We start from the raw sequence: 21,926 nt of genomic DNA, 5'->3' as shown, positions 1-21,926 counted from the left end.
AAATTTATGCGTTTTATAGTTTTTATTTTTGTGTTTTGTGGCTATCTTTTTTCAACTTCTATAAAAGATGTTGCAAATATTGTTGGGGTAAGAGATAATGAATTAATAGGATATGGTCTAGTTGTAGGTCTTAATGGTAGCGGAGATGGTTCTAGTAGTGAATTTACTATTCAATCAATTGCTAATATGCTAGGCTCAATGAATATAAAAATAAGTCCTGATGATATCAAAAGTAAAAACACAGCAGCAGTTATGATAAGTGCAAAGTTACCTGCATTTGCTAAAGCAGGGGATAAAATAGATGTGAATGTGGCTTCTTTAGGAGATGCGAAAAGTCTTAAAGGTGGCACACTTTTACTGAGTGCTTTAAAGGGTGTTGATGGCAATATTTATGCTTTAGCGCAAGGAGCTTTAAGTATTGATAGTAGTGGAAAAGGTGCTAGTATGACTAATGCAAAGATTACTAATGGAGCTAGTATTGAGCGTGAAGTTGGCTTTGACTTTAGTAATCAAAATATGATAACTCTTAGCTTAAAACAAAATGATTTTGCATTAGCTAGTAAGATTAAAAACTCAATTAATAAAGCATTTGATTTAGATATTGCAAGAGCAACCGATGGTAAAACAATAATAATAGAGCGTCCTGAAGAAGAAAGTGCAGTTGATTTTATAGCTAAGGTTTTAAGTCTTGATGCAGGCGAAGTGAATGCAAATAGTAAAATTATAATAAATGAAAAAACAGGAACCATTATTAGTGGAATTGATGTTGAAGTTAGCCCTGTTTTGATTTCTCATGGAAATATTACAATTAAAATTGAGCCAAAAAGACCTTATGAATTAAAAGATAATGAAGTTGATTTAAAAGATGGAAGTGTAATTGATACGAGTGCAAATATTTTAAGAATTGCAAACGATAAAATAACTCTTGCAAATATTACAAGAGCTTTAAATAAATTAGGAGCAAGTCCTGCTGATGTTATTACTATTATTAAAAATCTAAAACAAGCAGGTGCTATTAATGCTGAATTGGAGATTTTATAATGGATTTGTCAAAAATATATGAAAGTACTTATAAAAACACTTTACCTAATACAAATACTTTAATAAAACTAAGTGAGAATGAAAAAAGCGATTTTGCTAATATTTTAGAGAAAAAAACAAATGAATTAGAGAAGAAAAAGCATTTTGATATAGCAAATAATTTAGAGTTTAAGACTCAAAATATTGATGAAAAATTATTAAGAGAGCAAACCGATGCTTTTGAAGCTTTTATGATAAAAAATGTTTTAGATATTAGCTTAAAGATTGAAAATCCTTTGTTTGGCAAAGATGCAGCCGATGATATTTATGGCTCTATGTATAATGATGCTATGAGTAAGGCTTTAAGCGGGGGGCTTGGCTTTTCAGAAATTTTATTTAATTTTTTAAAAGAAAGACTATAAAGATTTTTAAACTTTGTCCGATATAGTAGAAAATATTATTAAAAAAGGTTGAAAGATGTTAAACTCAGTTAGTTCATCTATGGCTTATTCAAGTCAAGATATTTTAAAACCTAAGTTAAGTAAAAGCGAGAATGTTGATAGCAAAAGCGATGTAAAACAAAGCTCTCTTAGTCCAAAAGCAGCTGCAATTGCAGAGCAAATTGCTAATGGAACTTATAAAATAGATTTAAAAGCTACTGCAAACGCTATTTTAAATGAGTTAAGCTGATGATAGAAAAAAGATTAAGCACTGCAAATAATTTATTACTAACTATCATCAAGCTTACAGAACAAGGAATTGCAGATATAAGGGAAGCTAGAAAAGATAGATTAGATAGCCAAAATAAAGAAAAATTAGATGCTTTAAATGCTTTTTTAAAAGAAAAAAAAGCTTTAGATATGGCATTATTAGATTTAGCAAATAAAAATAACGGCAACTTAACTGATGTTTTAAGCGAAAAAACTAATGATTTATTACAGCAATTAAGATTTAATTTAAATTATTTATTAGCAAAAAATAAAGAATATGCAAGATACGTATTATCAGTAAAAGAATTTTATGATTCTATGCTAGAAGAAATGTTAAAAGACAGCATAGAAGTAAATGGCTATAAGCAAGAATACAAAAATACTTCAACTCTAAATCAAACTTTATAATATAGGAATTTCAAATTCCTATTTCAAATTCTTTAAAGAAAATATCATTAATTTAAAATCAATTTCTTAATTTAACTACTTGTTATTTTAATTGCTTTTTATACTGATTAAAATATAAGGTTTATTTTTAAAATTCTATGTGAATTTAAAAAATCAAATTCTATTAAAACTATTTGAAATAATCTATTTTAAGTAAGTAAAAGCAAAATATTAGAATTAAATAAAAGATTAAAATATTTGGGTTTTATATATCAAAAATAAAGAGAATTTGAATTAGGAATTTGGTTTTTAAAATTTTTAAAAAGTTACAATTATTATTGAGTTTTAAATTTAATTTTTATTCAAACATTTGTAAGGTCAATATTTTAACAAATATATTATTGTAATAATATAATTTCCTAATTCAAATTCTAAAAGAATTTGAATTAGGATTTTGCTTAATGACAAGCTGGGGTATTTGAAGTTGGTTGAATGCTAGAATTATCAGCCTTTGCAGTGTTTAAAAACTCAATTAATTTAAACGCAGCTTCTTCGTATCTTTTAGCTACAACTGAGTTTGGCTCGCACATTGATACAGGCTTGCCACTATCTCCACCACTTCTAATAGATAAATCAATAGGAATACAGCCTAAAATAGAGCAATCATATTCATGAGCTAAATTAAGTGCTCCACCTTTGCCAAAAATCTCATGCTCAATCTCGCAATTAGGACATATAAAACCACTCATATTTTCAATTATTCCTGCAACAGGTATGTTTAATTTAGCAAACATATCCATAGCTCTTCTGCTATCATCAAGGCTTACAGCTTGTGGAGTGCTAACGCAAACTCCTGCACTAACAGGCACGCTTTGAGCTAAAGTAATTTGCGCATCACCAGTTCCAGGAGGCATATCAAGCAATAACACATCAAGCTCACTCCAAAGAACATCGCTTAATAATTGCTCAATTGCTTTCATAACCATAGAGCCTCTCCACATTAGTCCTTGTCCTGCTTCAATTAGATTTCCCATGCTCATAAGCTCAATTCCATAAGCTTTAATAGGGCGAAGTTTATTGCCTACTACTACTGGTTTTTCATCTTCAGCCCCAAGCATTCTAGGCATATTAGGTCCATAAATATCAGCATCTAATACTCCAACTTTTTTGCCTAGTTTTGCTAAGCTTAGTGCTAGATTTAGAGTTGTTGTGCTTTTACCAACACCGCCTTTTCCACTACTAATCATTACAAAATGCTTAATTTGTGGGGCTAGATTTTTGATTTTTGGTCTTTTTATTTCTGGCTCTTCTAGTTTTGGTTGAATGATTTTAAGCTCTAGCTTATAGTTATTATTTCTTGCTATTGCTTCACATTCGTTTCTTATAGCGTTTGCAACTTCAATGCTAGTAGCTGGAATTTCAATATCCATTAAAATAATATCGCCTGCTAATTCGCATTTTTTAACAAAGCCAAAACTTACAATATCCTTTTGAAAATTAGGATATTTTACATTTTTGAATAATTCAATTATTTGCATTATTTCTCCTTTTTTACTTTTATGCTAACAAAAAAAGTAAAATAATAAGATGAGATTTGTATTTTTATTGATTTTAAGTATTTTTGTAAAAGCTAGTGAAATTAGTGTTTGTTACGTGAGCGAAGATTATAAGCGACTTGATACTATGTTTGGACATTTATTTTTAGCATATAACAATAAAGCTGCTAGTTTTAATTTAAATAGCGATTTAAATGTTAAAGATAATTTATTAGCGCTTTTTGGTGTAGAAGGAATTTTACAAATTTTGCCTAAAGATAAATTAGTAAAGTTTTATGAAGATGATAAAAGATTTGTTGAGTGCTATCCACTAAATTTAAATGATAGCGAAGAAGCTAATTTATCGGCTTTATTTTATGAAAGCGACACTCTTGATACTTATACATTTTTAGGCAAAAACTGCTCATCAGCCTTAAGTGAATATGCAAACAAATATGATGTTAGTTTAAAAAAAAGTTTAATTCCTTTAAGATTTGTATCACTTAATACTAATAAAAAAATTAATTTTTATAAAGCAGCTTTATTTTATGAGTATGATGGTTTTAATAGTTCTAATTTTTTAATTACTTTGCTAAGCCTAAATGATAAATTATCTCATAGTTTAAATTTGTTTTCTTTTAATAAAAGATATTTTTCTCCTATAAGTATAAGTGAATTTAATAATTTTAGCTACGAATTTGAATTAGGAATTAGATACAAAAAGGCTAGAACTTTTGCTAATTTTTTCTTAGGATATTCTTATAATGGTTTGTTTGTTGGGGCTAATAATTATGGTTTAGCTCTTGGTTTTGTGAAGGATTTTAATAATTTTGGAATAAAGCTTAGTTTTGATAAATCTCATATAAATTTTAATTCATATTATGATTATAAAAATTATCGTTTAAGCTTAATTGCTAATCAAAATTACGCTAAAATCGGGCTTATATATTCATTTTAAGGAAATTAATGAAAAGCGTTGCAGAAAATAAAAAAGCTAGATTTGAATACAGCATTATAGATACTTATGAATGTGGGTTTGTATTACAAGGCAGTGAAGTTGTAGCTATTAGACACGGCAAAATAAACTTAAAAGATTCTTTTGTAAGAATTATTAAAGGCGAAGCTTGGCTGCTTGATTCGCATGTAGGACATATGAATACTGATAATAAGTATTTTTCGCACGAAGATAGACGTGCTAGAAAACTACTTTTAAAAAGAGCAGAAATTGATAAATTAATAGGCAAAATCAGCACCGATGGTTATACTTTAGTGATATTAAATTGCTATTTTAAGCGTGGAATTTTAAAAGGAACTCTAGCTTTAGCAAAAGGTAAAAATCTTCACGATAAACGTCAAAGTATTAAAGAAAGAGATTTAAAGCGAGAAGCTAGAGAGTATTATTAATTAACTCTTAAATATTAAACTAAAAAACATTTATATTATAAGGGAAACGATGAGAATTTATTTTGCAAACGACCATGCAGCAACTAAACTAAAGTTTGATTTAATTGATTATTTTTCTAAAGATTATGAATGTATAAATCTAGGTTGCGATAGCGATGAGAGCGTTGATTATCCTGATTATGCGAATAAGTTAGCAAATGAGCTTAAAAATAATCCTAATTCAATCGGAGTTATAATTTGTGGCACAGGAATAGGAATTAGCATAGCAGCAAATCGCCATTCGCACATCCGTGCAGCACTTTGCCACTCTAAAGAATACGCACAATTAGCAAGAGAACATAATGATGCTAATGTTATTTCACTTGGAGCTAGATTTATTGATTTTGACTTAGCAAAAGAGCTAATACTTACTTTTATTAATACGCCTTTTCTAGGTGGAAGGCATGAAATTAGAGTGCGTAAGCTAGGAAATTAAATGCTATTTATATGGATGGTAATTACTGCTTTAGTTTGTATTTGCATATATTTTATTGTAATGACTTATTATTATAGGTCTTTGTTAAATAAAGAAAGAGCTTCAAAAGAGTTTTTAAAGACAAATTTTGATGATACTGAAGTGGTTATGAGAAAGCTACAAACCCAACTCCAACGATCACTTGGAAATATTGATGTATTAAACGAAGAATTAGACAAGGTAAAAGGCGAATTAACAAGCTTAAGAACAAGAAATTCTCAATATCGTTTAGAAAACAATAAACTAAACGCAAAAATCAAAGAATTAGAAGCAAAAATTGAAAGCTTACTATAAGGAAAAACTATGGAAATAGAAAAATTATTAAATCAAAAGATTAAAAGATATGCAAACTACCCAAAAGAAGGCATAATCTTTGCTGATATTACTACACTTTTAGCAGATAATGATGGTTGGAATATGCTAATTTCTCATTTAAAAGAAAAATATAAAAATGAAAGCTTTGATTTCATTGTAGGAGCTGAGAGTCGTGGCTTTATATTTGCAGCTGCTTTAGGTGCTGTTTTAAATATTCCTTTTGTTCCTATTAGAAAGAAAAATAAGCTTCCTGGAGATGTAATTAGCGTTGAATATGATTTAGAGTATGGAAGCGATAAAGTAGAGATGAAAAAGGACGCATTTTTAGGCAAAAAAGATGTAAAAGTTCTTTTTATGGATGATTTATTAGCAACTGGAGGCACTAGTATTGCCTGTATGAAATTATTAAAATTAGCTGGTGCAAGTGAAATAAAAAGTTGCTTTTTAATAGATATAAATATAGGTGGCTTAAAGGTTCTTAAAGAATATTGCAATGATATTTATTGTGTTATAAAGGATTAGCTATGGATATGATTTTAGAATTTTTTTCTTCGTTTTTTGCTGATCCTGAAGGGGTTTTAACGGCTTTATTTAGAGATAAAATCGTTCTTGCTAGTATTATTATATTTTTATGGTGCACGCTTGAAGGAGAAACTGCACTAATCTTAGCAGGCCTTGCAGCTCATGGAGAACATATTCATATAGGGCTTATTACTTTTATTGCAGGTTGTGGTGGTTTTGTTGGAGATCAAGTGTATTTTTATATAGGAAGATATTCAAAAAATTATATTAGAAAAAAACTAAAAGCTCAGAGAAGAAAATTCGCAGTAGCTCAAATATTACTTCAAAAATATGGCTGGCCTATAATATTTATTCAACGCTATATGTATGGTTTTAGAACCGTTATTCCTATGAGTATAGGGCTTACTAATTATAGTGCTAAGAAATTTGCAATAATTAATTTTATTTCAGCTCAAGTTTGGGCGGCTATTACTATTTTTACGGTTTATATTTTTGGAGAGCAAATTTGGGCTATTATAAATTGGGCTAAAAATCATTGGTATTTAGCAGCTATTTTAATAGTTGGATTTTTATGCTTGATTTTATATGCGTTTAAAAGTTTAGAAAATAAATTATTAAGTAAGAAAGGTAAAAAAAATGCAAATAGTATTTAATGATACAAATACTGATTTTAAAGTTTGTTTTATACAAAACAAAGATTTAAGTAAATTTGATGATGATGAATTTTTTAAGATAAATGATTATAAAGGCGTTGGAAGTATTTGCAATTTAGCCAAAAGAACACTTTATATAGGGCTAAGCGAAGAGCTAACTTATGCAAGTTTAATAGCTAGTGTTGGAAGTGCAATTAAAACTATTAAAAACTTAAATATAAAAAGCCTTAGTATTGAATACTTAAATATAGGTTGTGAGTTTTATAGTGCTTATGCGATTATTTATGGGGTTTTAGCAGCTTTATATGAGTTTAATAAATATCAAAAAGAGCCAAAAAATAGCAAAATTGAGCTTATTAGTCTTTTAGTAAATGCAAGTGATGATATTAAAGAAGGCGTTAGATTAGCTGAAGTTTTAGCAAATGCTTGTGAAGATGTAAAGAATATCGTAAATGAAATTCCAAGCACATACAATCAATTAAGCTTTGAGCAAGACGCTTTAAAACTTGCTAAAGAATTTGATTTAGAATGCAATATTTATAGCGATGATTATATGCAAAAAGAAGGAATGAATGCGTTTTTGGCAGTAAATCGTGCAAGTGCTTATCCAGCAAAGCTAATTCATCTAGCATATAAACCTAAAAATGCAAAAAAAAGAATTGTTTATGTAGGAAAAGGACTTGTATATGATACAGGTGGGCTAAGCCTTAAACCGGCTGATTATATGCTAACAATGAAAGCTGATAAGAGCGGAGCTGCTGCTGTTTTAGGTATTTTAAAAGCTGCAAAATTACTTAATTTAGATTATGAAATTCACGGAATAATAGGTGCAGCACAAAACTGCATAAGTGAAAAATCATATATGCCTGATGATGTAGTAATTTCAAAAGAAGGTGTAAGTATTGAAGTAAGAAACACAGATGCTGAAGGAAGATTAGTTTTAGCAGATTGTTTAAGTTTTGCACAAGATTTAAAACCTGATTTATTGATAGATTTAGCTACTTTAACAGGTGCTTGTGTAGTAGGGCTTAGCGAATATACAAGTGGCATTATGGGCTATAATGAAGAGCTTCAAAATGAATTTTATGAAAACTCAAAAAGAAGTGGCGAATATACTTGCGTTCTTCATTTTAATCCACATATTAAAGAATTAATTAAAAGCAAGATAGCAGATGTTAGCAATACAGGTAGCTCAAGATATGGTGGAGCTATTAGTGCTGGAATGTTCTTAGGCGAGTTTATTAGAAAAGAATATAAAGATAAATGGCTGCACTTAGATATAGCTGGACCAGCTTATTTAGAAAAAGCTTGGGGAGAGAATAGTTATGGTGCAAGTGCAGCAGGAGTTAGAATGAATATTATTAATTTACTTAGAATGGCAAGGAGAAAATAATGGGTCTTAGTGTAGGTATTGTTGGACTTCCAAACGTTGGTAAAAGCACAACTTTTAACGCTTTAACAAAAGCAGCAAACGCTCAAGCAGCAAACTATCCATTCTGCACAATTGAGCCAAATAAAGCAGTTGTAGAAGTTCCTGATCATCGTTTAAATGAACTTGCAAAAATAGTAAATCCACAAAGAATAATGCATTCAATGATAGAATTTGTTGATATTGCAGGACTTGTAAAAGGTGCTAGTAAGGGCGAAGGTCTAGGGAATAAATTCTTAGCAAATATTCGTGAAACTGATTTGATTTTACATATAGTAAGATGTTTTGATGATGAGAATATTACCCATGTTGAAGGTGGGGTTGATCCTATTAGAGATATTGAAATTATAAATCTTGAATTAATCTTAGCTGATATTGAACAGCTTAATAAAAAGCTTGATAGACTTGCAAAAGAAGCAAAAGCAAATCTTAAAGGTGCAAAAGAATGCCTTGAATTAGCACAAGATTTATTAAAGCACCTTGAAGATGGAAAAATGGCTAGTGAATATGCTAATCGCGATAGCGAAGCGTTTTTAACTTTAAATAAAGAATTAAGATTACTTAGTGCAAAAGAAGTCATTTATGGTGTTAATGTAAGCGAAGATGAATTGCTAGATGATAATGACTATGTTAAAAAAGTGCGTGAATACGCAGCAAAATCAAATCATAGCGTTATGAAATTATGCGCTAAGCTTGAAGAAGATTTGGTTGGAATGGATGAAGCTGAAGCTAATGAATTTCTTAATGAATTAGGCGTTAGCGAGAGCGGTCTAGCTGCTATTATTAGAACTTCTTTTGCTAAGCTTAATTTAATATCTTACTTTACTTGTGGTGTGCAAGAAGTTCGCTCTTGGACAATTCATAAAGGCTATAAAGCTCCAAAGGCTGCAAGTGTAATTCATAATGATTTTGAAAAAGGCTTTATTAAAGCTGAAGTAATTAGCTATGATGATTTTATAGCTTGTGGTGGCGAAGCTAAGGCTAAAGAAGCAGGAAAATTACGCTTAGAAGGCAAAGATTACGAAGTAATTGATGGTGATATTATGCATTTTAGATTTAATGTTTAAGGCAATTTTGCTTTAAACATTTTTTAAATTCCTAATTCAAATTCCATATTTAAAATTAAAATAATTTTAAGGTATTAAAATGAGCCTTTAAAGGGTGGAAGATGGAAATATTATTATTAGAAGATGATTATATTTATGCAACAAGCATTTGTGAGTATTTGCAAGATTTAGGCTTTAGTGTAGATGTTTTTAGCGATGGCGATTTAGCCTGTAAAACAATAGCTAATAAATTCTATCATTTATACATTTTAGATGTTAAAGTGATTAATACAAGTGGATTTGAAGTCTTAGCTTATATTAAGAGTTTAAATATCGCAAGTCCTGTTATGATGATGACTTCAAGAACGGATATTGCAAGTATTAAAAAAGGTTATGAATTAGGGTGTAATGAGTATCTTAAAAAGCCTTTTGAATTAGATGAATTAAAATATCGTGTAAAAGAATTATTAAAACAATTTTTTCACACTAATAATCAAATAATAAAAATAGCAAATGATTTTACTTATGATTACTTAAATAAAACTCTTAGCAAAAATAACAAAATAGTAGAACTTACAAATAAAGAAATTAATTTAGTTGAGTATTTATTAGGCAATAAATCAAGCTTTGTAAGTGTTAATAACATATATGAATATGTTTGGAATAATGAAGTTTTAGAGCAATCCGATGTAAGCGATGTAAGAGTTTATGTAAAAAGAATTAGAGCAAAAACAAGCGATGATTTTATAATCTCACAAAGAGGTTTAGGATATAAAATTAATGTCTAGACAAGCATTACTTATTACCTTAATCATTATAATTTTTTCTTTACTTTCTGTTGGGATTTTAAAATTAAGCGTAGCAAATGATAAAAATACGACTTTATTAGAATTAGTTGCGTTTTCTAATAAAGAATTTGGCGATTTAAAAGATGCTAAAGTTTGTATTTTTAATGATGAAGAAGTTTTAAGTTGTGAGTTAAATATCAATGAAATAAGAGAAGATTTCATATACAAATGCCATAATTCTTATCTTTATTACAAGTATCAAAAGAAAATCAATGGCAAAATTTATGATGTTGTTTTAGGAAAGCCTTGTGTTTATAATAAGAGCTTGGTTAATACTATTATTGTTTTTGGTGGTGGAGCTTTTATATTATTTATCTTAATTTATCTTGTTTATAAAGATAATATTAAGAGCCTAATTTGGTATAAGAATACTATAAATACATTTTTTTATGATGCAATGCATGAATTAAAAACACCGCTTGGAGTTGCACTTTTAAATACTGATATGTTAGAAGAGAGTAAATATCAAAAACGAATAAAAGCAGCCTTAAATCAAATGAAAACTACTTATGATGATGTAGGATTTTATATAGAAAATCCAAATGCTAAATACCCTTTAAAAAATATTAATTTTTCAATATTTTTGAAAAATAGAATAAACTTTTTTATGACAATTGCTAGTTTAAAAAGCGTGGAATTTGAATTAGGAATTAGCGATGATTTATTTGTATTAATTAGCGAAGTAGAATTGCTAAGATTAGTGGATAATAATCTCTCAAATGCTTTAAAATACACTAAAGTTAATTCAAAAGTAAAAGTAATTTTAGAAAAACAAGATAATAAAATGTATTTTATCATTCAAGATGAAGGAATCGGTATTAAAGACACTAAGAGAATTTGGCAAAGATATGCAAGAGAAGATTTAGCTCAAGGTGGTTTTGGGCTAGGGCTAAATATTGTAAGAAATATTTGTAAAAAATACGATATTTTATATGAAGCTTATAATTATGAAAAAGGTGCTATTTTTAAATATACTTTTAAAGCTTAAATAGTATTTTAACATTAAATATAAAGTGGTTTAAGGAGTTTTTATTAAAATTCTTAAACCAAATTCCTATTTCAAATTCCAAAATTAATAATTATTTATTTTTAAATTATATTGATTAAAAATATTTTAATTTTATTTACATTATAATAAATATCTTTTTTATTTTTATTTTATATATAAATTATTTTTAATAATTGCCGATATATAAGAAATAATTTTTCACAAAGGTTATAAAAATGTTTTTAACTAAGAAATTTTTATTTAATAGTTCTTTATTATGTTTATTTTCTGTAAAATCTTTTGCAGTTGCTGGTATGCCATTTTTTGAAAACTGGCTAGATTTTTCATCTGAGGAAGAATTAACGAAATTTTATAGTAGAACAAGTGATAATTTTATCAAAATTACTAATGATTTGACAGGCTTTAATGCACAACTTAATCAAGATTTAACAAAATACTTTTGGGGTGCTAAATATGTTCCTTTTATAGGTGGTCAATACGAAAGCTATGTATATCAAGATATGAAAGCAAATATGCCTATATTTTCAAATCTTGATGAAACAAAAAAATATGTTTATTTTATTGATAAAAAAGATGGAACAAATACTATTTTTGCTAATTTAGAAATTGGTGAAGTAGATGCTAATACAACTCCTTTATGGGATTTTGATACAGCTATTAATTATGATATATTTTATGGTTTTGATGGTGCATATAATGGTGTATTACATTATGATACTGTTGGAATGTCAGCTTCTGATTTGGTAAGCGTTAGTAATTCAGTAGTTTTAGTTAATGAAGCAATGACTTCTTATGAAGTAAATAATTCAATAGTTGATTTTAGTAATGATTTAGCTAGTTTAAGCAGTATGAAACTAAATAATTCTTATATGAATTCTAATATAGCTAACGGAGCAGAAATTGAGAATTTAAGCGTTGATAATAGCTATGTTGATGGTAACTATTCGGGTTATGGAGAAATTAACGCAACAAATTCGGTTTTTACCGGAGAGCTTAAAGGCTATTCTAAAGCTAATTTTAATAATGTTATAAGTAGTGGTTTGATATTTGGATTTGATGAATTAATTGCAACTAATTCAAAGCTATCAAACATAGAAGAAGTAAAAAGTCTAAATTTAAGCAATAGTATTTATCAAATAGATATTACTAAAAATACTTTTCAACCATTGTTTGTGAGTGAAAATACAAGTGGAGATAACAATACTTTAGAATTTTTAAATGTTGTATCAAATAATGTTATTAATTACGATTATTTTAAAGACCAAATGCAGCTTGCTATTCTTGCAAAAGGTATGAATAATATTAGCGAAACATTTTTTAATAATTTTATAGCTTATCAAGATGATTTAATTACTTTAAATGTAGATAGAAATTATATTGCTACAAATAACACTGCTAGTGAATTAATATATTATATTAATAACCCTGTAAAAATTAGCGTTCCTGCTGTTAAGATTGAAGATACAGCTACAAAAAGTCCAATTAGTATTCCTGCAACTAAAATAGAAGACACAGCTATTAAAACTCCGATTGACAATACTCTTCCAAGTGAAGAAACTAATGCTAATCCTAGCATAGATGAGTCTAATGCTTCTAATCAAGAAAGTATTCCAGCAACTAAAATAGAAGACACAGCTATTAAAACTCCTATTGCACTTCCAAATGAAGATGTAAAAGATGATAATCCTAGTATAGATGAAACTTTAGTGCCTTCTAGTAAAGATGAAGAAATTATTAATGACAACACAAAAGATAATATTATTTATGATGATTTAAATAATGATTTAGATACTGATGTAATTGATTATAATACAGATAATAGTTTTACTATTACTTTAAGCGATGAAGAAATAAGAGAGCTTAGTAAATTAAGTGATGAAGAATTAAAAGCTTTTGGTTTTACAAGAAGTGAGATTGATGAGAAATTAAAAGAAATTGATAATAAAACAATAGCATTTAATGATATTATAAAACCTACACTAAATGATAAAACTAGCTTAAAGCTTGATGAATTAAATGCGTTTTTAAATCTTAATTTTTATGATATTAGTACATTAAATAAAAGAGCAATTAATCTAAGAAATGCAAAAGTTTTAAATGGCGTTTGGACTAGGGGCAGTGGAGCAAGAACTAATTATAATAAACAATTTGCATTCAAAAGCAATGATTTTTATTTAGGTGCTGATAGATTAAATAATTTAAATAATTATGATTTATATTTAGGAGCATTTTTAAGTGCATCTTATAAATACTCAAGTACAAAAGGCTTTATTAAGCAAAATGGCTTTGGTGGTGGTCTTTATGCTACTTTATTAAGCGATAGTTTTTATTTAGATGCGATTTTTAGCTACACAAATGTTAAAAATCAATTAAATGATGATGTATTAGGCGATTTAAAAGCTAAGAATAACTTATATAAACTTAGTTTTGAGAGTGGATATAAGTTTGGAGATAAATATTATTATGAACCAAGCTTAAAATTAAACCTTGCATATAGCGATAAATTAAACTTTAAAAATAGTAAATTAAGCCTTAATAAAGATTCAAAATTATTTGCAAATATTGAAGCAAGAATGAATTTTGGAGCAAGTTTAAATGAATACATAAATACTAATTTAGCCCTAGGTTATTCTTATGATTTAACTAAATTAAGCGATTTAGATATTGATATTTATGGTTTAAAATTTGCTAAGAACAATAAAAAAGATAAAAAATTCTTAGTTAATTTTGGAACAAGCTTTAATATAACTAATAATTTAATGATTATTGTAGATTACGAGCAAAGCTTTAGCGGAATTTATAATACTTCTCATAATATCAATTCATCTTTTAGATATACATTTTAAGCTTTAAATCCTTAGGATTTAGAGCTTTTTTGGTTAATGGCTAATTTGCCTACTATTTAAATATATCGTATTAATTGCACTTTTAATTTCACAAATCTCATTAACCCTGCCTTGTTAGACTGAAAAAACAAGGAGATAATATGAAAATTAAAACAAGTTTTTTACCCGCTGTATTTATTCCAAGTATTATTTTTATTGTAATTTTAGTTTCATTAAGTGTGTTTTTGCCTACACAAACAAGTGAGTATTTAACATATTTAAAAGGATTAATTTTTGCTAATTTTTCTTGGTTTTTTATATTAAGTGTAAGTTTTTTTGTAGCATTTATGCTAATGCTTGCTTTATCTAAATTTGGAGATATAAAGCTTGGAAAAGATGATGATGAGCCAAGCTTTAGCTTTTTTTCTTGGCTTTCTATGCTGTTTGCTACTGGAATGGGAGTAGGGCTTATGTATTTTGGAGTAGCCGAGCCATTAATTCACAAACAAGCTCTTAATTCAAGCGATAAAGAAGCCTTAGTTCATACTTTGTTTCACTGGGGTATTCATCCTTGGGCTATTTATGGTGTTTGTGCTTTGGCTATGGCTTATTTTGGCTTTCGTTATAAAATGCCTTTAACTTTAAGAAGTGCTTTTTATCCATTTTTAAAAAACAAAATCTATGGCTTTTGGGGAAATGTTATTGATATATTAGCCCTTATTGTAACCGTTTTTGGGATTAGCACTACCTTAGGATATTCTGCAAGCTCTCTTAATGCAGGTTTGTTTAAATTAGGCTTTTTAAATGATATTTCTTTTAACGAACAAGTTTTAATTATATTAATCGTAGTTTCTTTATCTACAATTTCTGCAATTACAGGAGTGAAAAAAGGGCTTAAAGTATTAAGCGAACTTAATTTAGTTTTAGCTTTTTTATTAATGCTTTTTGTTTTATTTTGTGGTGATTTGGTAAATCTGCTTTCAAACTTTAGCTCAAATCTAGGTATATATTTTTCAAATCTTGTAGAGCTTAGTTTTAAAACCTATGTATATGATAAATCTTATATTCCTTGGTTTAATTCTTGGACTATATTTTATTGGGCTTGGTGGCTTAGTTGGGCTCCTTTTGTTGGCTTTTTTATCGCCAAGATTTCTCGTGGTAGAACTATTAGAGAATTTATTTTTGGAGTATTAATTGTCCCAACTACTTTTAATATCTTATGGTTTAGCGTATTTGGTAATTTTGCTTTAGAATTTAGCGATAAATTAGGAGCATTTACTAATAGTACTGAAAGATTATTGTTTGAGTTTTTAGAGCTTTTACCTTTATCAAATATTAGTGCGATTTTAGCTTTAATTGTGCTTTTGTTATTTTTCATAACTTCTGCTGATAGTGGAATTTTCGTGCTTAATTCATTAGCTAGTGCAGGTAAGGAAAAGCCTTATAAATGGCAAAGCATTTTATGGGGAATTAGTTTAATTGCTATTGCTGTTTCTCTTTCTTATTCTGGTGGTCTTGATAGTATTTTAAGTGTTACGATGATTGTTGCTTTGCCTTTTGCTTTAATGCTTGTTTTAATGTGTGCTTCTTTATTAAAAGGACTTATTGTAGATAGTAGATATTTTGGAGCAAAAGTAAGCAAAGCAAGTGTGTATTGGAATGGCGATTTTTGGGAGCAAAGGCTTGAGCTTATTTTAAAACAAACTCAAATTAAAGATATGAAAATATTTTTACAAGATTTTGTAAGACCTGCAATGGCTAAAATAAAGGCAAAATTAGACGAGCAAGGCTTAAGCTCTTTCATAGAAGAAAATAAAGGCAGCATACAATTAATAATCAAAAAAGAATTATCAAAAGACTTTATTTACGGAGTAAAAATAATAAAGCATGAAGTAAATAAGACTTTATTAGATGATGAAAATTTGCCGAATGTCTCAAAGGAATTTGAATATAGACCTATGACATTTTTTGGAGATGATAGATTAGGTTATGATATAAAATATCTTAATGAAAAAGAAATAATAGTAGATATTTTAAAGCATTATGAAAGGTATTTAAACCTTTTAGATGATAGTGATAATGAGATTTTTACAATTGATTCTAAATAATAAAATTAATTAGGATTTATTTAATTTAAATCCTAATTCCTATTTCAAATTCCTTGAAAAATTGAAAGAATTTGAAATAGGAATTTGATTTTAATAAAATAGATTTTAAAGAACAAACAAAAAACTTTTCGCAAGCAAAGAAGTTTAGCTTATAGTAAAATCAAAAATATACAAAAGCAATTTTTAGATTTTTTAAAGTTATTCGCTAAATAAATAAAAGCTAATTCAATTTTTTTGATAAGCAATAAATGGAAGTTATGAAGCTAAAGCTATTATTTTAATAATTTAATGAAATTCCTAATTCAAATTCTTGTATTTTTAAAATAAGTTTTTGGAATTTGAAATAGGAATTAAAAAGATTTAATCATTTAAATTGCGAGAAAATCTCGCAATTTTATTATTTAAAGTTTAGATTTTTTATATCTTCATCAACTTTTTTCATAGCTTCTGTTGGAAGGCTTGCTGTTGGTGGTTTGTGATCTAGCTTTTCAGGAGCTGCTGGAATTGTTGCCTCTTTAGTTAGCTCAATTTTTACTCCGTATTTGCTAAGCTCATTAGCTAAAGTCATTTGACCTTCACGAGCTAATTCTTTACATTGACCTATAATTCTCATAGCTTCTTGTGGTGAGTGGAAACCATAGCTATTTTCACTAAATGCAAAGTCCCATCTAATATGAGTTTTTCTATGAGCATAAAGTGATTTTTCAAGTGCTTTTGAAATCGCATCTTCTTGTGCTTTACCTTCTAAGCTAGCAAAATCAGGATGCTTAGCTAATTCACTTCTTGCTGTTTTAATATCTTGAATTAATGCCATTAAGTTATTTTCACATTGTCTTAACTCATAAGCGTGGCGATTTTGAATACTTGCAATTCTGTCTTTTAATTGTTGCTCGCTTTGTGGGTGGCAAGTTTTGCAAGCTGCATTTATATCAGCATAAGGAGTTTGGATAGTGTGATTTGTAACCTTATTTGCTCCATCTCTTTTATATGGCATATGACAATCTGCACAAGTTACACCGCTTTTTGCATGAACGCTACTTGAATAAAGCTCTGCTTCTGGGTGTTGCATTTTGATAATTTTTGCTTTTGTATCTTTTTGAATGTAATCTTGTGGATACTCACCATTAGCAAATTTCTCATCATAGTATTCATCAAAGTTTTCTATTTTGAATGCTTCGTCTTTTTTCCATTTTGTCCATGGGAATACTAGTGTAGAATCTTTTCCTTCAAAATAATATTCAACGTGGCATTGCTCGCAAACATAGTTTCTCATTGCTTTTCTATTTGCTTTAATACCGCTCTTAGCATCAGCTTCATATCCTCTTAAAACCATTGCATTAATGAATGCTGGGCGAGTTACACGAAGGCTCATATCTTCAGGGCTATGACAATCCGCACAAGTTGAACCCATGTGAGAACCATGAATTCCATCTCCATATTTTTCTTCAACTTTTTTCATAACATCAAAATAAGGAGTTGAGTTCATTTTTGTCCAAGCATTTTTCATAAGCTGACCTTCAGCTCCCATTGCGTCAAAAAATCCCATAGGTAATTTAGAAGCTTCTACTGGATCATTTCTAAATTCACTTAATTTATCACTTCTATAAATAGCAGTTACAAAGCCTGAGTGGCAGTTAATACATGCGCCTGGTTGGCCTTTGAATGCTGGTAAGCCGTGTGAGTTTAGATATTCTTTATTATTTCTTTTTGTTTCCATTTGATCAATTTGTGAATAATAATGAAGTCTTGGCTTAGAATAATCTACTGCAAACGCATAACCATTCCAAAATGTTGTTGTAACAGGCCAGCGAATTAATTTGCTATATGGTAAGCTTCCACCGAATGGAGTTTCGAAATTGATATCTTTCATAGCTAAAAAGCCATCAAGTTGAGCAGGGAAGTTTCTACCCCATTTAGCAAAATCTGGTTCTTCATCGCTAATTTCAAAAGTTTTTAAAGGTTGAGTTTTGCTCTCGCCTTTATGTTCTGCAATATTTGTATTTAGTGCAAATAAACCTGCACCACCTAAAGCAGCAATCACAATAGCTGCAACATAAGTTGTTTTTGACATATTTTCTCCTTATTAATTATGTAAATGACCTATTGTTCTATGACAACTAAGACAATCAAGCGGCTCACTATTAATGTTAGTAGTCGCATTAATTGCGTTATGTGCGTAATCTTTGTGGCAAGTTGCACAATTACGATTAACATCTTCATGTGTCATCTCTGTAGGTTCTAAATTAGGTGGATTTCCTCCTACTGTAAAATAATAGCCGTGTTTTAAACCATGATAAGCTTTTTTAGTCCAGTAAGCCATAAAATCGCCTTGTGGTAAGTGACAATCAACGCAACCTGCATTGCTAGAATGCTCGCCTTTAGCCCAACTATCATATACATCTGTCATGATATGGCATTTGCTACAGGCTTCTGGCTTGCTAGTCATCATTAAAAAGCCATCTGCTATTATAAAAGTATAAATTCCACCACCAATAAAAATCCCTATGAAAATACAAAGGGCTAATAAAAGTTTGTTTGTTGGTTTTTTCATTTATACACCTTGTAAAGATTTGTAACATTAATTTAACATATAGTTTCTTAAAAATAATTGATAGAAATTAATAATATTTTTTAATTTTAAATTAATAATAAGTAGTAAATATCGTTAATATAGTGTTTTTAATCTATAAAATTGTTTATGAATTTTAAAGTTAATATAAAGTTGATAATATTACTTGATTTGTTTTAAAAAAATAAATTAATCTTAATCAATAAGTTTTTAAGGCAAATGAATTAACCTATTGACACAATATTTTTAAGGAGAAATTATGCAAAGAAGAGAGTTTTTAAAAAGCACAGCAATCGCAAGTGCTGCAGCTTGTGTAACTCCTAGTATGGCTTTAGCTAATAATGAAGCTAATGGTTGGACTTGGGATAAATCTGTTTGTAGATTTTGTGGAACAGGCTGTGGTATTATGGTAGCTACTAAGAATGGCAAAATCGTAGCTACAAAAGGCGATCCAGAAGCACCTGTAAATCGTGGTCTAAACTGCATTAAAGGATATTTTAATGCTAAGATTATGTATGGAGAAGATAGATTAGTAACTCCACTTTTAAGAGTGAATGCTAAGGGCGAATTTGATAAAAAAGGAAAATTTGCACCAATTTCATGGCAAAGAGCATTTGATGAAATGGAAAAGCACATGAAAAAAGCTCTAAAAGAGCAAGGTGTAAATGGTATAGGAATGTTTGCAAGTGGTCAGCATACTATTCAAGAAGGTTATGCTGCTGCAAAGCTTTTTAAAGCAGGATTTAGAAGTAATAATATTGACCCAAATGCAAGACATTGTATGGCAAGTGCTGTTATTGGCTTTATGCAAACATTTGGAATTGATGAGCCTGCAGGCTGTTATGATGATATTGAGCTTACAGATACTGTTGTTTGCTGGGGTTCAAATATGGCTGAAATGCACCCAATTTTATGGAGCCGTGTAAGCGATAGAAAATTAAGAGATCCTGAGCGTGTTAAAATCGTAAATCTATCTACATATACAACAAGAACAAGCGATATTGCAGATATTGAAATTATCTTTACTCCAAGCTCTGATATTGCGATTTTAAACTACATTGCAAGAGAAATTGTTTATAACAATCCAAAAGCAATTGATTGGGATTTTGTAAAAAATCATTGTGTATTTACAACAGGATTTGCTGATATTGGCTATGGAATGAGAAATAATCCAAATCACCCAAGCTTTAGTGAAGCAGAAAAAGACACCGTTGCTAAAGAAAACTCAATTATTTTAGATAGCGAAGAAGCAACTGCGTTAAGTCATTTAGGTGTAAAAGCTGGTGATAAATTTGAAATGAAACACGCAGCACAAGCAGCGCTTAACTGGCAAATTCAATTTGAAGATTTCAAAAAAGCTCTTGAGCCTTACACACTAGATTATGTTGCAAGCGTAGCTAAGGGAAATCCTGATGAAGATATAGAAGAATTTAAGAAAAAACTAAAAGCTTTAGCTGATTTATATATTGAAAAAAGTAGAAAAGTAGTAAGCTTTTGGACAATGGGTTTTAACCAACACACTCGTGGTAGCTGGGTAAATGAACTTGCTTATATGGTGCATTTTTTACTTGGCAAACAAGCAAAACCAGGTGATGGAGCATTCTCTTTAACAGGTCAGCCAAGTGCTTGTGGAACAGCTAGAGAAGTTGGAACATTCGCACACAGACTTCCTGCTGATATGGTTGTAGCAAACCCAAAACATAGAGCAAAAAGTGAGCAAATATGGAAAGTTCCAGAAGGAACAATCAACGGCGTAATGGGTAATCACTTTATGCAAATGATGAGAAACCTAGAAGATGGTAAGCAAAAATTCGCATGGGTAATGGTAAATAATCCATGGCAAAATACAGCAAACGCAAATCACTGGATAAAAGCAGCTAGAGAAAAAGATAATTTCATAGTAGTAAGCGATTGCTATCCTGGAATTAGCGCAAAAGTTGCTGATTTAATTTTACCAAGTGCTATGATTTATGAAAAATGGGGAGCTTATGGAAACGCTGAGCGTAGAACTCAACACTGGAGACAACAAGTTCTTCCAATAGGCGAAGCTATGAGTGATACATGGCAATTATTAGAACTTAGCAAACGCTTTAAATTAAGCGAAGTTTGGGGAGAAGTAAAAGTTGATGAAAAGACTACTTTACCAAGCGTTTTAGAAAAAGCAAAAGCAATGGGTTATAAAGAAGATGATACTTTATATGATGTATTATTTGCTAATGCTGATTGTAAAGAAATTTCACTAGAAAGCGATAGTATGAAAGACTGGATGAATAGTGAAGTTAAGGGCGATAATAGAAATGTAAAAGGAAGTGATGGCAAGGTATTTAAAGGTTATGGCTTCTTTATTCAAAAATATTTATGGGAAGAATATAGAAAATTCGGAGCTGGTCACGGACACGATTTAGCTGGATTTGAAACTTATCATAAGGTAAGAGGCTTAAGATGGCCAGTAGTTGATGGTAAAGAAACTCAATGGAGATTTAATACCAAATATGACTTCTACGCTAAAAAAGCAAATCCAAATAGTGATTTTGCATTCTATGGAGATTTTGATAAATCAATTAAAAGTGGCGATTTAAAAAGCCCAACTAGTGAGGAAGCAACCGCAATTACTAATAAAGCAAAAATCTTCTTTAGACCATTTATGAAAGCGCCTGAGCGTCCATCTAAAGAATATCCGTTCTGGTTATGCACAGGTAGGGTTTTAGAGCACTGGCATAGTGGAACAATGACTATGAGAGTTCCAGAGCTTTTCCGTGCAGTGCCTGAGGCAATGTGTTATATGCATCCAGAAGATGCTAAGGCTTTAGGAGTTGAGCAAAGAGAATTAGTATGGGTTGAATCTCGTCGTGGCAAAGTAAAAGCTCGTGTAGATTTAAGAGGTAGAAATAAACCACCTAGAGGACTTGTTTATGTTCCTTGGTTTGATGAGAATGTTTATATCAATAAAGTTACTCTTGATGCAACATGCCCGATATCAAAACAAACTGACTTTAAAAAGTGTGCAGTAAAAATCACTAAGGCTTAAGAGT

20 protein-coding genes are annotated in these 21,926 nt (G+C 29.4%); 17 read left to right on the top strand and 3 right to left on the bottom strand.

All coding sequences use genetic code 11. From position 1 onward, the window contains the following. Window positions 1-6 precede the first annotated feature (6 nt). The 4 genes from AVANS_RS07405 to AVANS_RS07390 all read left to right on the top strand — a co-directional run bounded on the left by AVANS_RS07405 (window position 7) and on the right by AVANS_RS07390 (window position 2,138). The gene (locus tag AVANS_RS07405; protein ID WP_239817248.1) at window positions 7-1,041 is read left to right on the top strand and encodes a flagellar basal body P-ring protein FlgI; all 1,035 of its coding nucleotides are present in this window, start codon (window positions 7-9) and stop codon (window positions 1,039-1,041) included. 149 nt (window positions 1,042-1,190) lie between these two features. Next, window positions 1,191-1,442 carry a rod-binding protein gene (locus tag AVANS_RS07400; protein ID WP_239818544.1) on the top strand — a complete coding sequence of 84 codons (252 nt, stop codon included), beginning with the start codon at window positions 1,191-1,193 and terminating at the stop codon, window positions 1,440-1,442. Between the two features lie 55 nt (window positions 1,443-1,497). Then, window positions 1,498-1,710 carry a flagellar biosynthesis anti-sigma factor FlgM gene (locus AVANS_RS07395; protein WP_239817247.1) on the top strand — a complete coding sequence of 71 codons (213 nt, stop codon included), beginning with the start codon at window positions 1,498-1,500 and terminating at the stop codon, window positions 1,708-1,710. Beyond that, a complete protein-coding gene (locus tag AVANS_RS07390) occupies window positions 1,710-2,138 on the top strand; it encodes a flagellar biosynthesis protein FlgN (protein ID WP_239817246.1) in 429 nt (142 codons plus the stop codon). Before AVANS_RS07395 ends, AVANS_RS07390 begins: the two co-directional genes overlap by 1 nt. Before the next feature lie 437 nt (window positions 2,139-2,575). Here AVANS_RS07390 and AVANS_RS07385 read toward each other — a convergent pair whose 3' ends face one another. Next, window positions 2,576-3,655, bottom strand: a complete 1,080-nt coding sequence (locus tag AVANS_RS07385) for an Mrp/NBP35 family ATP-binding protein (RefSeq protein WP_239817245.1) — start codon at window positions 3,653-3,655, stop codon at window positions 2,576-2,578. Window positions 3,656-3,704: 49 nt separating this feature from the next. Here AVANS_RS07385 and AVANS_RS07380 point away from each other — a divergent pair, with 49 nt between their 5' ends. The 12 genes from AVANS_RS07380 to AVANS_RS07325 all read left to right on the top strand — a co-directional run bounded on the left by AVANS_RS07380 (window position 3,705) and on the right by AVANS_RS07325 (window position 16,325). Beyond that, window positions 3,705-4,610, top strand: a complete 906-nt coding sequence (locus AVANS_RS07380; protein WP_239817244.1) for a DUF4105 domain-containing protein — start codon at window positions 3,705-3,707, stop codon at window positions 4,608-4,610. A gap of 8 nt (window positions 4,611-4,618) precedes the next feature. Continuing rightward, window positions 4,619-5,056, top strand: coding sequence for an SsrA-binding protein SmpB (gene smpB, locus AVANS_RS07375; RefSeq protein WP_239817243.1), 438 nt, complete (start codon window positions 4,619-4,621; stop codon window positions 5,054-5,056). Window positions 5,057-5,105: 49 nt separating this feature from the next. Continuing rightward, window positions 5,106-5,531 carry an RpiB/LacA/LacB family sugar-phosphate isomerase gene (locus AVANS_RS07370; RefSeq protein WP_239817242.1) on the top strand — a complete coding sequence of 142 codons (426 nt, stop codon included), beginning with the start codon at window positions 5,106-5,108 and terminating at the stop codon, window positions 5,529-5,531. After that, window positions 5,532-5,864 (top strand): hypothetical protein, encoded by a 333-nt coding sequence (locus tag AVANS_RS07365; RefSeq protein WP_239817241.1) that lies wholly within the window; start codon window positions 5,532-5,534, stop codon window positions 5,862-5,864. It abuts the gene before it with no gap. 9 nt (window positions 5,865-5,873) lie between these two features. Further along, window positions 5,874-6,407, top strand: a complete 534-nt coding sequence (apt, locus tag AVANS_RS07360; protein WP_239817240.1) for an adenine phosphoribosyltransferase — start codon at window positions 5,874-5,876, stop codon at window positions 6,405-6,407. A gap of 2 nt (window positions 6,408-6,409) precedes the next feature. Then, window positions 6,410-7,060: a DedA family protein gene (locus AVANS_RS07355; RefSeq protein WP_239817239.1), complete on the top strand. Its 651-nt coding sequence runs from the start codon at window positions 6,410-6,412 to the stop codon at window positions 7,058-7,060. Further along, entirely contained in the window at window positions 7,044-8,453 is a 1,410-nt protein-coding gene (locus tag AVANS_RS07350; protein ID WP_239817238.1) for a leucyl aminopeptidase, read from the top strand. Before AVANS_RS07355 ends, AVANS_RS07350 begins: the two co-directional genes overlap by 17 nt. Then, window positions 8,453-9,556 carry a redox-regulated ATPase YchF gene (ychF, locus tag AVANS_RS07345; protein ID WP_239817237.1) on the top strand — a complete coding sequence of 368 codons (1,104 nt, stop codon included), beginning with the start codon at window positions 8,453-8,455 and terminating at the stop codon, window positions 9,554-9,556. The genes AVANS_RS07350 and ychF overlap by 1 nt, the downstream gene beginning before the upstream one ends. 101 nt (window positions 9,557-9,657) lie before the next feature. Further along, window positions 9,658-10,323, top strand: coding sequence for a response regulator transcription factor (locus tag AVANS_RS07340; RefSeq protein ID WP_239817236.1), 666 nt, complete (start codon window positions 9,658-9,660; stop codon window positions 10,321-10,323). After that, the gene (locus tag AVANS_RS07335) at window positions 10,316-11,371 is read left to right on the top strand and encodes a HAMP domain-containing sensor histidine kinase (RefSeq protein ID WP_239817235.1); all 1,056 of its coding nucleotides are present in this window, start codon (window positions 10,316-10,318) and stop codon (window positions 11,369-11,371) included. Before AVANS_RS07340 ends, AVANS_RS07335 begins: the two co-directional genes overlap by 8 nt. Window positions 11,372-11,607: 236 nt before the next feature. Next, entirely contained in the window at window positions 11,608-14,238 is a 2,631-nt protein-coding gene (locus AVANS_RS07330; RefSeq protein WP_239817234.1) for a hypothetical protein, read from the top strand. A gap of 140 nt (window positions 14,239-14,378) precedes the next feature. After that, window positions 14,379-16,325, top strand: coding sequence for a BCCT family transporter (locus AVANS_RS07325; protein ID WP_239817233.1), 1,947 nt, complete (start codon window positions 14,379-14,381; stop codon window positions 16,323-16,325). A 397-nt stretch (window positions 16,326-16,722) separates the two neighbouring features. Here the strand turns inward: AVANS_RS07325 and AVANS_RS07320 are convergent, their stop codons facing one another. After that, entirely contained in the window at window positions 16,723-18,396 is a 1,674-nt protein-coding gene (locus AVANS_RS07320) for an ammonia-forming cytochrome c nitrite reductase subunit c552 (RefSeq protein ID WP_239817232.1), read from the bottom strand. A gap of 12 nt (window positions 18,397-18,408) precedes the next feature. Further along, a complete protein-coding gene (gene nrfH, locus AVANS_RS07315) occupies window positions 18,409-18,876 on the bottom strand; it encodes a cytochrome c nitrite reductase small subunit (RefSeq protein WP_239817231.1) in 468 nt (155 codons plus the stop codon). Window positions 18,877-19,153: 277 nt separating this feature from the next. On the opposite strand from nrfH, the gene napA reads away from it, so the two are divergent. Continuing rightward, window positions 19,154-21,922, top strand: a complete 2,769-nt coding sequence (gene napA / locus AVANS_RS07310) for a periplasmic nitrate reductase subunit alpha (protein WP_239817230.1) — start codon at window positions 19,154-19,156, stop codon at window positions 21,920-21,922. Window positions 21,923-21,926 lie beyond the last annotated feature (4 nt).

Origin of the sequence: Campylobacter sp. RM5004 (genome assembly GCF_022369455.1) — a bacterium.
In the GTDB taxonomy this organism is placed as follows: Bacteria; Campylobacterota; Campylobacteria; order Campylobacterales; family Campylobacteraceae; genus Campylobacter_E.
The sequence above is the reverse complement of the archived record's forward strand: the minus strand, read 5'-3'. Positions and strand labels throughout refer to the sequence as shown.

Bases quoted from the DNA above. Each gene is read 5' to 3' on its own strand.
- AVANS_RS07405 (WP_239817248.1), top strand. From the start codon at position 7: ATGCGTTTTATAGTTTTTATTTTTGTGTTTTGTGGCTATCTTTTTTCA.
- AVANS_RS07365 (WP_239817241.1), top strand. From the start codon at position 5,532: ATGCTATTTATATGGATGGTAATTACTGCTTTAGTTTGTATTTGCATA.
- AVANS_RS07385 (WP_239817245.1), bottom strand. From the start codon at position 3,655: ATGCAAATAATTGAATTATTCAAAAATGTAAAATATCCTAATTTTCAA.
- AVANS_RS07355 (WP_239817239.1), top strand. From the start codon at position 6,410: ATGGATATGATTTTAGAATTTTTTTCTTCGTTTTTTGCTGATCCTGAA.
- napA (WP_239817230.1), top strand. From the start codon at position 19,154: ATGCAAAGAAGAGAGTTTTTAAAAAGCACAGCAATCGCAAGTGCTGCA.
- AVANS_RS07325 (WP_239817233.1), top strand. From the start codon at position 14,379: ATGAAAATTAAAACAAGTTTTTTACCCGCTGTATTTATTCCAAGTATT.
- AVANS_RS07380 (WP_239817244.1), top strand. From the start codon at position 3,705: ATGAGATTTGTATTTTTATTGATTTTAAGTATTTTTGTAAAAGCTAGT.
- AVANS_RS07390 (WP_239817246.1), top strand. From the start codon at position 1,710: ATGATAGAAAAAAGATTAAGCACTGCAAATAATTTATTACTAACTATC.
- AVANS_RS07330 (WP_239817234.1), top strand. From the start codon at position 11,608: ATGTTTTTAACTAAGAAATTTTTATTTAATAGTTCTTTATTATGTTTA.
- AVANS_RS07350 (WP_239817238.1), top strand. From the start codon at position 7,044: ATGCAAATAGTATTTAATGATACAAATACTGATTTTAAAGTTTGTTTT.
- AVANS_RS07335 (WP_239817235.1), top strand. From the start codon at position 10,316: ATGTCTAGACAAGCATTACTTATTACCTTAATCATTATAATTTTTTCT.
- AVANS_RS07320 (WP_239817232.1), bottom strand. From the start codon at position 18,396: ATGTCAAAAACAACTTATGTTGCAGCTATTGTGATTGCTGCTTTAGGT.
- ychF (WP_239817237.1), top strand. From the start codon at position 8,453: ATGGGTCTTAGTGTAGGTATTGTTGGACTTCCAAACGTTGGTAAAAGC.
- AVANS_RS07370 (WP_239817242.1), top strand. From the start codon at position 5,106: ATGAGAATTTATTTTGCAAACGACCATGCAGCAACTAAACTAAAGTTT.
- smpB (WP_239817243.1), top strand. From the start codon at position 4,619: ATGAAAAGCGTTGCAGAAAATAAAAAAGCTAGATTTGAATACAGCATT.
- apt (WP_239817240.1), top strand. From the start codon at position 5,874: ATGGAAATAGAAAAATTATTAAATCAAAAGATTAAAAGATATGCAAAC.
- AVANS_RS07340 (WP_239817236.1), top strand. From the start codon at position 9,658: ATGGAAATATTATTATTAGAAGATGATTATATTTATGCAACAAGCATT.
- AVANS_RS07395 (WP_239817247.1), top strand. From the start codon at position 1,498: ATGTTAAACTCAGTTAGTTCATCTATGGCTTATTCAAGTCAAGATATT.
- nrfH (WP_239817231.1), bottom strand. From the start codon at position 18,876: ATGAAAAAACCAACAAACAAACTTTTATTAGCCCTTTGTATTTTCATA.